Genomic DNA, 14229 nt, shown 5'->3' on the forward strand with positions numbered 1-14229 from the left:
ATTTTTTTTGCCTATTGCATTCCTCTTCGAAATCATTAAAATAAACTTAACGATAAAATAATTTTAACGTAATTATTATTTTAACGTACTGAAAAAGTTTAATGTTGTTATTCATTTAACGAAGAGGAGAAGGAAACCATGCAAAATGCCGCTGTTTTGGAAAAGCAAGGCTTTGGTCAGCTCTTGAAAATCCGCCCCTATCTGATTTATTTATCTGCCCAGGTCATTACCCGATTCGGGGATTCCCTGGACTCCATCGCTTACAGCTGGATGGTCTATATGCTCACAGGTTCTGAATTATTAATGGGTACATTGTTCGCCTTTAACTTTCTGCCTGGATTGCTGTTCAGTTTGTTTACCGGGACCTATGTAGATCGCTGGCCGAAGAAACTGGTGCTTGCCTTAACCTATCTCAGCCGCGGCATTGTGGTTTCGCTAACGGCCTTTCTGTATGCTGTGGGGTCTCTTGAAGTCTGGCATTTGTTCCTGTTCACGTTTCTAAATTCCACCCTGGAATGCTTCTCCAGACCCGCCGAGACTTCCATCGTCCCCCGGTTGCTTCCCAAGGATAAACTGCTTGCAGGCAATTCCTTCTCAACCTCCGTAAGTCGGAGCGCTGAATTAATCGGTTTATCCATCGCTGGTGCCCTCATCGCTTTGGTCGGAATTTCGGGGACGATCCTGATCGATGCCGTAACGTTTCTCATTGCCGCCACCATTATCGCGTTCATGCCGAATCCGGAGGCAGCCGAACAGGCTGAAGCCAAGGAAGCCTCCGCACGGCCTACGACAGAGACGACGAGAACGGTGTTCGGCGATATTAAAGAGGCTCTTCTTTTTGTTAAGCAGCATACGCTGCTCCTCATAACAACGGTGCTCGCCATGATCAATAATTTCTGTTTGGCACCGCTGAATGTACTGCAGCCGGTCTACGTTAAAGAGACCTTGGGTGCCGGAGCCGGAGGTCTGAGCGTACTGGGAACGGCCCTCCTGATCGGCATGATTTGCAGCGGGCTATGGATTGGACGTTACGGGAAGAGCTTCAAAAAGAGCACCTTGATCATGTCAGGATCTATCCTGCTCGGAATCGGTTATTTTGCGTTAGGGATTCCAGGACATCTGCCGGCATGGCGGGTGGAGTCTGCAGCGTTCTGCATGCTCATTACCGGTTTTGCCGTCTCTATGCTTACCGCACCTATCTCGACGTATCTGATGGAAGTAACGCCGAGGCATATGCTCGGCAGAATAGGTGCCCTTATGACGGTAGCTTGCACAGCTGCCATTCCTGTGGGGAGTTTGATTACTGGATTTGTAGCGGAGCATTACTCCCCTCCCATTCTGTTTTCGATCATGGGATTCATCATGATGCTCCCCTTGATATTCCTCATTCGGAAGAAGAGTTTCCGTGCCATTTAAATCCTCAGCGTTTTGTAATTTCGACATTCTCGGCCTATAATGAAAAGAAGTGAAAAATAACATGAAGCTGAGGTGTACGGTGTGGAAACGAAGGAACTGACTACACTGGAAGAGATCAAAATATATTCAGATCCATATCGGCTACAGATTTTGAATGTATTGAATAAGATGGACCGTCCGGCAACGGTAAAGGAAGTCGCGGACAAGATCGGGGATGTGCCGGCTAAAGTTCATTATCATATGAAGAAGCTGGAGCGAATCGGACTGGTCAAGATCGTATCCACGAAAGAGATCAACGGTATCATCGCTAAATATTATGAACCTTTTGTCGGTACGGTAAAGATCAAACGAGGGGCAGATTCCGACGAGCCGGTCATCAAGGAATTAATTCGATCCGAAACGAACAAATTATTATCCGAGTTGTTTGACCAGAATAGAGACCGTTTCTTCAAAAATATGAGTCAAGAGGGCGAAACGACCTCCATGTTGACCAATACCACCTTGTATATGAGCGAAGATGAAGCGCGCGAGTTTTTTGTTGAGCTGGATAAAATGCTGACCCCTTATAAAAAGAAACGCGGGGAAGGTTACGACGAATATGAGTTTTTTGCTTCCAATGTTCGGACTCGTAAAGAATCCTGATCACGGAAAACAAGCTGGTACCTAACGTGCAGGTACCAGCTTTCCCTTCTATTTTGCTGTACTGGATCATACATTCTTCTTATAATCGTCTTGTCCGGGTTTAATGGACATGCCGGGCGACGTCGACGTTCCGTAATCTTCAACGGCATCCCACGCGCCTGTGTCATCAAATTTGCCGTCGGCCGCTTGGCGGTTGACGCCAGCTCCGGAGGGGGGCGGTGTCATGACATCCTCTTCTACCGGCCGGTTGTTGTTGATATCTTTCCGCGGTGCATGTTCGAGACAATGTGCCGTATATGGCAAAGCTTCCAGCCGCTCATACGGAATTTCCAGGCCGCACACGGCACAGGCTCCGTATTCGCCCTGGTCCATTCGCTGCAAGGCAGAATGGATTTGCTCCAATTCATGCTCTAGCGTTCCCTGGATGGCCAGATCACGCTCGCGTTCGAATACCTCAGTCCCTACATCTGCAGGATGGTTATCGGCTGCACTCAGCTCACCTGTAGAGTCCCGGAGAGAGTAATCTCTGCTGGTTTCATCGCGGGACTCCAGCTGCTCTTCCAATCGTTCTTTATCACTGAGCAACCGCTGTTTAAGTTCGTTGTATTGTTGTTTTGTCATCGTTGACATAGAAAAGTCGCTCCTCTCTGGGTTGAGTACGTAATATAGCTTCTTATGTACAATCAATACCCGAAATGGATTGGTAACAATCACATGAACCATGGGAACGGCAGCCTCTCGTTTTTGGAACATTCTCCAAAAAAGCCCCGGAGTGTTTTAATCCCAGTGCTTAATATGATATAAACAAAGATAGAGAGAGAAGGCTGAAAAAGTAGGGCTGCACCAATATTTGGAGGTAAATCATTATGGATGAACACATGAAACGCCGATTGGATAAACAGAAAAAGCTATTTCGGCAACTAGGCATTCAACTGGACGCTTTGTCTATCCATGAAAAGAATTTTTCGAATAAACTGCGGGGTTATGATCAGGAGGAAGTGGATTCCTTTCTGGACGAAGTGATTCAAGATTATGAGCGGTTTTATGCCACCATCTCCGATCTTATGGATAAATGGCAGGAGCAGCAGATCACCATTCGCGATCTCAGGGCTGGCGTTAAGCCAGAGGCCGAACGACCGGCGCTGAACCCGGAAGAGATTGAAGAAACGGTGGCGAAGCTGGAAGCCGACCTGCGTACCCTTAAGAAACAGATCCGCCCTGAACAAAGATTTTATATTGATTGATGTTATACGATCGAAATCATTACATAAAAAGCATCTCTACAACAATAACCACACATGGCCGATCACCGGCTGCGTGTGGTTTTGTTGTTTGGATGCCCGGTTATGAGTAAGGGTGGGGCCGGCAGAGGTCCGCCTGAAACGTCGCTCTCCGTCATTTTATGTAACGGGACAGGTGTTATAAGCACCTTCGAATGAGGTTTCATGTTCAGGCCATTGCATTGCAGCGCTTCACTTCCCATGAGCGTATTAGCCCAGACTGGCGCAACGTCCATTTGGTGTGGGCACTCGGTGTTATAGATCAACAGCAAGATCGTTCCAGGGGTTAGCGCAGTTACCCAGTGACACCAACCAATGGGAGCGTGAACCACCTGACCGGGTATTACCTGATATACAAGATTCTGATGAGTGTCCGGATCAATTAGGGAATAACTGATTTCACCGTGAATGACATAACACAATTCGTCCGTGTCCGGGTGGCTATGGGGGGGGAGACCCTTACCGCGTTCAAGATGGGTTTCTGACATCATCATGCCTTGCAGAAGGGGCAGCTCCAGCGACGACACATTCGCAACTCCGTGGCCCGCTAAACGCTCTGCCTGTTTCCTGGAATGATAAACATGCCTTGTCAATGCAGTATCCCCGCAAGCGCTCTTAAGGTCATCATATAAGGTACTCTCCTTTTTTAAGAATGAGAACGAAGGATGTTGTACAAGCGTGTTCCTTTATAATATATGCCCAAACGTTTCTAAATCTGACTGCCTACGACTAAAGAATCATTGATGGCTTCAAAACTGGTTTTGCTTGTAAACCATTTTCATAACAATTACTATGAGGATAGGAGCAGACTTAGACTGATAGATGACAAGGGAGGTTAGCCATTTGTCTAACAACCTGAAATTCAACATCCGCAGCAAGATCGTAGTCGGATATTTAATGATATTATTATGTCTTGGAGCTTTTCTCTGGATTGTATCAGACCGCATCTCTTCCCTGCAGCAAGAGGCGGATTTTATAGAGAAGCACGATATCGAAGTACATAATCTCACGCACGAAATTGAGAAGAATTTACTTGAAATGGAGACCGGTCAGAGGGGGTATGTCATAACAGGGGATGATACCTACCTGGAGCCTTTCAATCAAGCGCTGTCGTCTTGGCAGATTAACTATAACAAGCTGTACAAGCTTGTTAGCGATAATTCGGAGCAAGCCAATCACCTTGAAAATATTAAGGAGAATATCAAGGAGTGGATTACCAACGCCGGTCAGCCTGCTGTCCAATTGAAGCAGCTCGGACAGGATGAGGAGGCTCTTCATTTCTTTATTAACGATCCCGGTCAGCAGGCCATGAACTCGATTCATGAGTTGTTCCTCTCGTTTCGAAGCAAGGAGAGAGAACTGACAACCAGCAGGATCGAAGAGATGAAGGAGAGCAATACCCATTTATTGTATACGATGTATCTCCTGTGGGCGGGAGCAGCGCTGATTACCATTTGTGCAGCTTTGGTGATATCAAAGAGCATCGTAAGGCCGATCACGCAGGTAACTCATATCATCTCCGATATTGTCAAAGGAGGGAACCTTTCCCAGCGGATTCACGTGCGATCCAATGATGAAGTCCGCCAGTTGGCGGATACAACCAACGAACTTCTTGCACAGGTCGGCAGGCAGAACTGGGCGAAGGATCATATTTCGGTTATGTCGACGCTTCTCCAATCATCCGATCGCGTGGAGACGGCCGTACAGTTTTTCATTCATAAGCTGGCTTTGATCATGAAGCTGCCGTACGGCGCCATTTTTATAAACCGGGGCGGATCGGAACTGGTAAAGGCCGCTGCTTTTGCCGATCCGGATGGTGAGCCTTGGAATAAGGTCAGAGATCGTTTTTTACCAGGAGAAGGTTTGGTGGGACAATGCATGCTGGAGCAGCGCATGATTATTCTGGACGATATACCACCTAACTATGTGCGGATTGAATCAGGGCTGGGTGATGCTGAGCCTACCACGCTGATGCTGGCGCCTGTTATGTTTGAAGGACAAGTTCTGGGTGTGATTGAATTGGCCAAGTTTAAACCGTTTGACGAGCTGGAAATTCAGCTGATCGAACAACTGAATTTTCAGCTTGGGGTAACATTGAACTCGATTCAAAGCAAGATGGAAATCCAGCAATTGTACCATGAATCCCAAACGCTGAATGAGGAGCTTCAGAGTCAGACCGAAGAACTGCAGGCGCAGACCGAGGAGCTGCAGACCCATTCTGCGGAAATGTATATGCTGAACGAACGATTAGGAGCCCAGAAGGAAGCCGCATTAATCGCGGCCAGCGAATTGGAAAAATACGCGAAAGAGCTGGAGAAGAGCTCGAAGTACAAGTCTCAATTTCTGGCCAATATGTCCCATGAACTGCGGACACCGCTGAACAGCATGTTAATTCTTTCCCAGATTTTAGCTGAGAACAAGCAAGGGAACCTGACGGAGGAAGAGCAGCATTACGCTTCTGTCATTCATAATTCAGGCAGTGAATTGCTGAATTTAATCAACGATATTCTCGATCTGTCTAAGGTGGAGGCCGGTAAGATGCAGATCGAAATGGACTTGGTTAATTTGACGGAGCTTCCAGAACTGATGGAAGGCTATTTCTCCAAAAGCGCGGAATCCAAAAATCTGGAATTTGAAATTGAGATGGCCGACGACTTGCCTGACATGATATACAGCGATGGAATGCGGCTTCACCAAATTCTGCGTAATCTGCTCTCGAATGCGATTAAGTTTACGGAGAGCGGCAGCGTTAAACTACGGGTGAAGAAGATGAATTCCATTGTAACCTCGGATTTCGTGATCAGTGGAGACGTCATTGCTTTTTCCGTTGAGGATACTGGCATCGGGATTGCTGCAGAGCATCTTCAACCGATCTTCGAAGCGTTCCAGCAAGGCGAAGAGACTACAGCCAGAAGATTCGGGGGGACTGGTCTCGGCTTATCCATATCGCTGCATTTGGCGAAGCTGCTTGGCGGGTATATTACCGTGGAGAGCGAGGAAGGAATCGGGAGCACGTTTGTTTTATATTTACCGCTGCTAACGGAATACGGCTCCAATGAAAGTTTGTTTATGCTGCCTGAAGTGGCTGCCTCCTCGAGCAGCGCCAGTTGGAGTGATCTCCCAATGGAGGCATTCGACATGGAAGTAACCAGCCGATTGGAGCACAAAACCGTATTGATCGTGGATGATGATATTCGGAATGTATACGGTTTGACCAACGTATTGGAGAAACTCCAGATGACCGTGCATACGGCCCAGAACGGGTTCGAATGCTTGGAGCTGTTATACAAGCATCAAACCATCGATGCGGTGCTGCTGGATATGGTCATGCCGGAAATGGACGGAATCGAAACGATGAAGCGGATTCGCGAGAACCCGGAATGGGCGGAACTCCCCATTATCGTGATGAGCTCCAACACCATGAGGGATACGGATCAGTTTATTGCAGACGGTGCGAATGGATATCTGCACAAGCCCATTCATATCCAAGAAGTGATCCATGCGTTACAACAATGGATTGGGGCTTGAGGAGATTTTTTTACCCGTTGCGGTAGCCTAGCATATTGTCGTTATGTCGTATGTTGACGAATGCAAGCCAATTGTTTTATGATGGATTCATAGCAGGAACATAAGACGGCGTGTTACCTTAACAGGGCATGAGCCAAGAAGAGACAGCTTTCATTTGGGGTCTTTTCTTGGCTTTTTTAATGTTTAGGAGAATCGGTATGCAGCATTACTTCGTATGATGAATCCTTCGCCGTTTCTCTGATTAAACTTAAAGGAAAGGGGGAAGTTAATGAGCGGGATCGAGTTGTTTACAGTCGTACGTGTTATTGGTAACAATGTCGTGATGGTCACAGGCGGCAAGAAAGAATCGGAATACGTCATCCTGGGCAAAGGGATTGGCTTTGGCGCCAAAGCAGGCGGAACGATCGCTTCGGACGATAAGCGGATTGAGAAGCTCTTCAGGCTCGAGGATCGGGAGCAGTGGAGTCAAGCTCACCATCTGCTGGAAGAATTTGATCCACTGGTGATGGAGATCACGGATCAGATACTCAATCTCATTGGACAAGAGTTTCCGGGCACATTAAATGACAAGGTGTACCTGGCGCTTCCAAGCCATATTCAGTTTACGATATACAGAATCCGCAAAGGCATGGATATTATTAATCCTTTCCTTGAAGAGACCCGGATCAGCTTCCCAAAAGAATATGATATCGCAGCCAAAGCAGCGGAATTAATCGGTCAGACCTTCGATATCGAAGTTCCGGAGGATGAGATCGGCTTCTTGACCTACCATGTGTATTCCGCCGTCAGCCATGTGCCCGTAGGCCATCTGGTGAAGGCATCGAATGTGGTGGGAAACCTGGTAAGGTATATTGAGGAGGAGCGGCAGGTCGCTTTTGACCGGGGAAGCATGGATTATGTCCGTCTTCTGATGCATTTGAGGTTCTCGGTAGACCGGATGCTGAATCAAGACATCCAAGTGGATAATCCGTTCGCGGATCAGATCCGTTCCAAGTTCACGAATGAATATGGTCTGGCTACACGTCTCGCAGGCATGATGGAGAAAGAACTCGGCAAGAAAGTACCTGAAGCGGAGGTTTGCTTTCTAGCGATGCATCTATATCGGCTCTTCACAGGCCGGCTACAACAAAAGAATCAACCCAGGGAGGAATCATAACATGTTTGATCGTTGGAAAAAGAAAAAAACAGCTACTGCTATTCAACTCACAGCACCATTGTCGGGTAAAGCCGTGCCTTTATCGCAAGTACCGGATGAGGCATTTGCTGCTGGTCATATGGGCAAAGGCATAGCCATCGAGCCTTCAGAGGGCAAATTAATTGCGCCTTTTGACGGGACGGTTGCGCATGTCATCAAATCCAAGCACGCCGTGATGCTGGAGGATCCGGCGACCGGTCTGCAGTATTTGTTCCATATCGGGATTAATACAGTCGGTTTGAAAGGCGAAGGTTTCACAAGCCATGTCCAAGCAGGCGATCAGGTGAAGTCGGGTCAGACGCTCATCGAATTCGACATGGCCGCAATCCAAGCCGCAGGTTATCCGACGATTACCCCGATCATCGTGACCAATGCGGATGAGGTGGCTTCCAAGGTTGACGGTCAGACCGGCAGTGTCGTGATCGGCCAGGATCCTGTCATGACCATTGAATTGAAATAGATCAATTCTATAGGCGCGAATGATTTAAATATTGGTTATTGACAAACAGGAAGTCGTGAATTAAGATAACAACATCAAATGAATACGTTTTAAGGCGTGTTACCATAAACATGGGCATGAGCCAAGAAGAATCGGACTATAACTTTTATAGTCACCGTTCTTCTTGGCTTTTTTTGTTGGTATGTAATCATGATGGCATCCATGCCGCCTTAAAATGATGAATATATGTACGACCAAGGAGGAGGATTTTCTAAGTCTTTTTTGTTCCTTGAAGGAAGGGAGTAAATGGTTATTCATTCGACGCATTATGTAAACGGTTTCAGTAAAAAGCTAAATTATTGAAGTTGAAAGGATGATTGACATGCTGGCTAAATTGCAAAAGCTGGGTAAGTCCCTTATGCTGCCGGTGGCCACCTTGCCTGCTGCTGGGATCTTGCAGGGGCTTGGAATGATCGACTATCAAAAAGATATACCTTTGGGTGCCCTAGGCGCTTTTCTAAATCAATATGTAACTCCATTCATGACCTCTGGTGCCCTTGCGATTCTGGATAATCTGCCGTTTATCTTTGCGATCGGCGTTGCAATCGGGTTCGCTGGAGACGCCGTTGCGGCTCTATCTGCTCTTATTGGGTACATGGTGCTAACAAGAGTGCTGGAACAAGTACCGCTGCAGATGCCGTTTATACCGGATGACGTGAAGCTCAATATGGGCGTTCTTGGCGGTCTCTTTGTCGGTATGTGGTCCGCATACCTGTATAATAAATTCCACAAGATAAAAATGCCGGATTGGCTGGGCTTCTTTGCGGGTAAACGATTCGTTCCGATTATCACAGCAGCCTCCACGATGGTGCTTGCGGTTCTGATCGGTATGATTTGGAGCCCAATTCAAGATGGCATTTCCGTCTTCGGCAACTGGGTTGTCGGCCTTGGAGGCATCGGATCCTTCATATTCGGTACGGCCAACCGCTTGCTGATCCCTCTGGGTCTTCACCATGTATTAAACTCCATCGCATGGTTTCAGATCGGCGATTACACGAATGCCGCGGGTGAAGTCGTACACGGTGACCTATGGCGTTTCTTTGCTGGAGACCCGACGGCTGGTATGTTCATGTCCGGTTTCTTCCCGATCATGATGTTTGCGATGCCGGCTGCGGCGCTGGCCTTTATGCATACCGCCAAGCCGTCCAAACGCAAGCTCGTCGGATCCATCTTTATCGGTTCGGCAGTGGCATCGTTCCTGACGGGAATCACCGAACCGCTTGAATTCGCGTTCATGTTCATTGCACCTGTATTGTATGTGGTGCATGCGATTTTAACAGGGCTTTCCGGATTGATCATGTATGTTCTGGATGTGCATTTGGGCTTCTCGTTCTCGGCGGGCTTGATCGACTACCTGGTGAATCTGAAGCTGTCTACCAATGCTTGGCTGCTTCTCCCGGTTGGATTGGCTTTCGGTGTCGTTTACTATCTGCTGTTCAGAATCCTCATCATCAAGCTGAACTTGAAAACGCCTGGACGTGAGGAAGACGACGACGTGGATACGATTTCTGACGATGCTGATACAGATGCCCCGTCCCCATCCGGCACAGCATCCAATGAGTCCAAGGCGGCCAAGGTGCTGCAAAACATCGGCGGAGAAGATAACATTGTCAGCGTCGATGCTTGTATCACACGACTCCGTCTGGTTGTTAAGGACGAGAAGGCTGTGAAGGATTCGGAGCTCAAAAAGTTAGGAGCATCCGGTGTCATGCGTCTGGGTCAGGGCGCGGTTCAGATCGTATTCGGACCGCAGGCGGAATCCATTAAGGACGACATCAAGGAAATTATGAAGAAATAAAGAAACAACAAAAAAGAAGCAGGCTGATAAAGGTCTGCTTCTTTTTGTTGTTTTCACATTTCAGGTATATGCAGCAGTTCATAGTCCCGCGTTCATCGGTTCAAGCTTTTGCGCTGTCCCCAATATCGGAGGTTGACGTCAACTTCAAGCTCAAGAGGCGTTTCATCATTAATTTCCTTTTTCTGATCCACTAGTTTCTTCCAGAGCTTCGGATCCGTTCGGTATAATTGGAGACATAACTCATACGGATCCGCTTGTATCAATGCTGCTTTATGGAAGGTATTATGCATTTCTTTTCGCAGGGTCTCTTCTGTTAACCGCTTCATTTCATTAATTCCAACCTTCTTGTACATTGTCTGTACCGTCCCGGTTACGTTAAGCTTGATTCGATATGAAGCATTGTTGGGTTTGCGGATAACTTCAATCGAAGAGTGCGGGTTCTCCAGTCTTATACTCCCGATGGCTTCGCCATCCGCCTTAACGATGACGGCAGCGTGAGTATTAGCCGATGCTAACCAGCGGGTCCCCAGCAGATCGGAACGTTTAAGCCAGCCCATCAATTCCTTGTTCTTGATCAGAAATCCGCCGTTGACTTCCAGAATCGGATGCTGCTTCAGATTTTCCGACCAGTTCTGCGTTGAAATATGAAGGGAAGGCAGCATAACGGTGGCGGCTTTTTCCCGGTAGAGACGAATAAAGTTCACGAATTGAATCGGACGAATAAACGAGAATTGGACATAGCTTTCCCTGGGTTCATGAAGCAGCGAATGCAGGGGGGAGAGCTGAAAGAACGGAGACACCGTAAAGAGATCCTCCATCTTATCCTTGGTGCCGTAAAGCCATTTCGTATACCGGATTTCCTGCGAACGGTTGGTCAGGTCGAACACTTGGGACAACTGCTTAGGTTGTAATACGGATTCCGTAAGCACCAAGGCCGTGACATGGCCCCAGGAGACCCGCTGCTGACTCGATGTATACAAATCAATAAGGGCCTCAGTCAATGTGGTGCCGGTTCCTCGGCCGACCCAAATTGGCGCTTTTTCAGTTGGCTTGCTGCTTTCTTGCTTGGCAATCGTGGCAAAGTCGAGCATCTGCACATAGATGATATACTTATTGTCCTTGTAATCGATACCCAAAGCGGTGATATAGTTGATATCCTGTACTTCTTTGTTGTCCCAACAGCCGGAGAGCAGCAAAGACAGCATACTCAGGAGCATCAATATCCGTTTCATAGCGCGCCACCCTTTTTTCGCTTACCCGGAAATCGCATGAGGTTTCCAATGATTTTGGAAATGGAGAACGGGGAGAAGGGAGCAAGGTACGGCTGTCCGAAGGGATTATGGTTGGCTGCATACTGAACGATTAAGAAGAGCGATATGAAGAAGCCGAATAACCCAAACATCGAGGAGATGGTTAGGACAAAAAAGCGAAGGATCGTCTGCGTGACAACAAAATCCTGGTTGGAGTGGGTGGAGCCCGCAACGAAGGAAAGTGCACCAATCACCGTCAACGTCGGGGAAAAGAAACCGCCCCGAATGGCTGCGTCGCCGATAATGATACCGGATACAACCGTAATGGTTGACGCGATGGGAGAAGGCATCTGCATGCCGGCTTCTCGCAGCAGGCTGAGCAGAAACAGGATGATGAGCATCTCAAACCCTGTTGGAATAGGAAGCCCGAGCCTGGTGTTTGCCACGGTTGCCAGCAGCGGAAAGGGGATTTGATCCTGATGAAAGGACAACAGCGTTATATAAAATCCTGGAAGGAAAACGGAAAGTATGAAGCCAACCATTCTCAGAATTCTCCAGGGCATGATGAAATAAAACGGCATTTGCGGATCCTCCGCGGCAAACAGAAGTTGCATGAAGCTGGCAGGCGTTATCAATAGCACGGGGCTTCCCTGCATAATAATGATTAATCGGCCGCGAGTTAACGAGTCGTAAGCCAGATCCGTCCTGCCCGTATAATCGAACATCGGGAGCACAGTAAAGCGATACGGTGATAAATGCTCGGCAAGCTCGCCGATGCCCACGGGAGGGTCACCGGAGAAATCATTGAGTTTATCTACGACTGCCTTGACAGTCTCCGGTATCACCTTGTCCTTTAAGTACATGATGCCGACAGAGGTTTTACTCTTGTCGCCCAGCTTAAAGGAGGAATAGACAAGGCCGGGAGATTTCAGCCGTTTGCGAATAAGCGATACATTGATATCCAAATCCTCGACAAATCCGTCACGAGGTCCTTTGACAGAGGTTTCTGTGGCACTTTCTTCAGGTGCACGTCCAATACTTTTGCTTGCGCTGTAAGAATAGAGCATGTTGTCCTTTGGAAAATACAACGCAACATAACCAGAGTAAACAATGTCATCGACCGACTCCATGTTGGACTCGTATATGTCAAGGGTAAGATGATATTCCAGATGTTTTGGATCGAACGGTTGTCTTTGGGAAACCGCCATATTCCATTCTTTACTGATAACAGGCAGCAGAATTTTGGACAGCAGTTGTGAATCGCACATTAACGGACTGTAAACTAGGATCGCCCATGGCAATAAATCGCCTTCCTCACCCGGATAAGACGTAATGTATACGTCATCGGAATCGGTATAACGGTCTCGAAGTTGTTGCTCTGTCAAGGTCATGACTGAGGTTCTCCTTTCGCTGAAGTGGATTTCTGTTGTTGCTGTTGTTGCTCGGGCTTGCGGATCAGGAAGAATAGCAGCAGGCTTAAGATGGTAATATAGATGGCGGACACGGGCAAAAAATAGTCGGCCATCGCATAATACATTTTGAGATTGCTGATCGGGGAGGCGCACAAAATAATGAGCAGCGTGGAAACGGCTAATATGCCGACACTTTGTTTGGACTTGGGAAGCAGGGTTTCGCAGAGCATAAAAATCGAAACCGATATCGAGATGTAAGCACCGCTAAGCCATTGAAAAATGGATAAAAAATCGACATGCTCCACGAATTTGCCTAACTTAACGAGACGCCACTGTTCATAGGCAGGATACCGCTGAAGCTTCATTTCTTCCGGACCAAATTCGGCAAGACCTCCGACGGTGGGTCCGAACGTAAGGAATATGAGGACGACATGGATGAGTAGGATCGTAAGAAAACTAGGCTTTTTCTGAAGATGGGGACGCAAGAATAATATCAATATAAACTGGGATAGCCCTCCGAACATAACGGGGATCCCGCTAATCACCGGCAGGAAGCCGTCCTCCAGCACGGGCAGCAGATAGTTATAGTTTTTTACTTTAACGTTGGATAAGGATACGAAGATCCCCAGCAATACAACAAAAGGAAGCAATATGCCGGCGGACACGCCGATGGTCTTTATGCCGTGATTCATAGTGACAAGACATAACACCATGAGTATCAATGCCGTTGCAATGACGGGAGTTTGGATCATATAGGAGGACTTCGTCCAATCGATAACTTCCTTCAAGGTATAGAAGGCAAAGGCGAAAAAATACAAACCTGACATACTCATCACCAGCAAGCGGAACCCTCTGCCGCTGCTTTCGTCTAACGCCTGCGTAATGGAACGATTGCCGATCTTATTGATGATCCCGTAAATAAGCAGAACCCAGGGCAAGAATAATACGGCGGACACCATAATGGTGATCCAGGCATCCCGTCCGGATTTCTCCAGAAGCACAGGTATGATCATGACATGATTGGTCAAGCCGGCCGTAAGCATCATAATCATAAACGCCTGATTCGTTGGAATACCGCGAACTCCTGACATGTGTGATCCCCCAATTCAGCTTTCTTCCCGTTTATGGTTCACGGAGAACAACCATAATATGCGAAAGAACCCAGCAAGAGGTTAGGACATAGCCTTCAGTTTTTCGAAAAAGGTATTT

At 47.6% G+C, this 14229-nt stretch carries 12 protein-coding genes; 7 read left to right on the forward strand and 5 right to left on the reverse strand.

Annotated features, from left to right (window positions below; translation table 11 throughout):
* The first annotated feature begins 138 nt into the window (after positions 1 to 138).
* Both M4D81_RS07035 and M4D81_RS07040 read left to right on the forward strand, forming a co-directional pair.
* Positions 139 to 1416, forward strand: coding sequence for an MFS transporter (locus M4D81_RS07035; protein WP_260065272.1), 1278 nt, complete (start codon positions 139 to 141; stop codon positions 1414 to 1416).
* Positions 1417 to 1497: 81 nt separating this feature from the next.
* Entirely contained in the window at positions 1498 to 2058 is a 561-nt protein-coding gene (locus tag M4D81_RS07040; protein WP_071220217.1) for a winged helix-turn-helix domain-containing protein, read from the forward strand.
* 66 nt (positions 2059 to 2124) lie between these two features.
* Here M4D81_RS07040 and M4D81_RS07045 read toward each other — a convergent pair whose 3' ends face one another.
* Positions 2125 to 2688, reverse strand: coding sequence for a TraR/DksA C4-type zinc finger protein (locus tag M4D81_RS07045; protein ID WP_260065274.1), 564 nt, complete (start codon positions 2686 to 2688; stop codon positions 2125 to 2127).
* A 236-nt stretch (positions 2689 to 2924) separates the two neighbouring features.
* On the opposite strand from M4D81_RS07045, the gene M4D81_RS07050 reads away from it, so the two are divergent.
* Positions 2925 to 3302 (forward strand): DivIVA domain-containing protein, encoded by a 378-nt coding sequence (locus M4D81_RS07050; RefSeq protein WP_071220219.1) that lies wholly within the window; start codon positions 2925 to 2927, stop codon positions 3300 to 3302.
* 62 nt (positions 3303 to 3364) lie between these two features.
* Here M4D81_RS07050 and M4D81_RS07055 read toward each other — a convergent pair whose 3' ends face one another.
* Positions 3365 to 3931 (reverse strand): cupin domain-containing protein, encoded by a 567-nt coding sequence (locus tag M4D81_RS07055; protein WP_260065277.1) that lies wholly within the window; start codon positions 3929 to 3931, stop codon positions 3365 to 3367.
* Between the two features lie 250 nt (positions 3932 to 4181).
* On the opposite strand from M4D81_RS07055, the gene M4D81_RS07060 reads away from it, so the two are divergent.
* The 4 genes from M4D81_RS07060 to nagE all read left to right on the forward strand — a co-directional run bounded on the left by M4D81_RS07060 (position 4182) and on the right by nagE (position 10358).
* Positions 4182 to 6866 carry a CHASE3 domain-containing protein gene (locus M4D81_RS07060; protein WP_260065278.1) on the forward strand — a complete coding sequence of 895 codons (2685 nt, stop codon included), beginning with the start codon at positions 4182 to 4184 and terminating at the stop codon, positions 6864 to 6866.
* A gap of 268 nt (positions 6867 to 7134) precedes the next feature.
* Positions 7135 to 8022 (forward strand): PRD domain-containing protein, encoded by an 888-nt coding sequence (locus M4D81_RS07065; protein WP_071220221.1) that lies wholly within the window; start codon positions 7135 to 7137, stop codon positions 8020 to 8022.
* A 1-nt stretch (position 8023) separates the two neighbouring features.
* Positions 8024 to 8521 carry a PTS sugar transporter subunit IIA gene (locus tag M4D81_RS07070; protein ID WP_071220222.1) on the forward strand — a complete coding sequence of 166 codons (498 nt, stop codon included), beginning with the start codon at positions 8024 to 8026 and terminating at the stop codon, positions 8519 to 8521.
* Positions 8522 to 8882: 361 nt separating this feature from the next.
* Positions 8883 to 10358: an N-acetylglucosamine-specific PTS transporter subunit IIBC gene (gene nagE / locus M4D81_RS07075; protein ID WP_260065281.1), complete on the forward strand. Its 1476-nt coding sequence runs from the start codon at positions 8883 to 8885 to the stop codon at positions 10356 to 10358.
* A 92-nt stretch (positions 10359 to 10450) separates the two neighbouring features.
* Here nagE and M4D81_RS07080 read toward each other — a convergent pair whose 3' ends face one another.
* From M4D81_RS07080 to M4D81_RS07090, 3 genes are read right to left on the reverse strand one after another with little or no spacing between them, the layout of a single operon-like run.
* Positions 10451 to 11590 (reverse strand): Ger(x)C family spore germination protein, encoded by a 1140-nt coding sequence (locus M4D81_RS07080; protein ID WP_071220224.1) that lies wholly within the window; start codon positions 11588 to 11590, stop codon positions 10451 to 10453.
* The gene (locus M4D81_RS07085; RefSeq protein ID WP_071220225.1) at positions 11587 to 12999 is read right to left on the reverse strand and encodes a spore germination protein; all 1413 of its coding nucleotides are present in this window, start codon (positions 12997 to 12999) and stop codon (positions 11587 to 11589) included. The genes M4D81_RS07080 and M4D81_RS07085 overlap by 4 nt, the downstream gene beginning before the upstream one ends.
* Positions 12996 to 14111 (reverse strand): GerAB/ArcD/ProY family transporter, encoded by a 1116-nt coding sequence (locus tag M4D81_RS07090; protein ID WP_260065284.1) that lies wholly within the window; start codon positions 14109 to 14111, stop codon positions 12996 to 12998. Before M4D81_RS07090 ends, M4D81_RS07085 begins: the two co-directional genes overlap by 4 nt.
* Positions 14112 to 14229: the final 118 nt, after the last annotated feature.

Origin of the sequence: Paenibacillus sp. p3-SID867 (assembly GCF_025142895.1) — a bacterium.
Lineage (GTDB): Bacteria > Bacillota > Bacilli > Paenibacillales > Paenibacillaceae > Paenibacillus_AQ.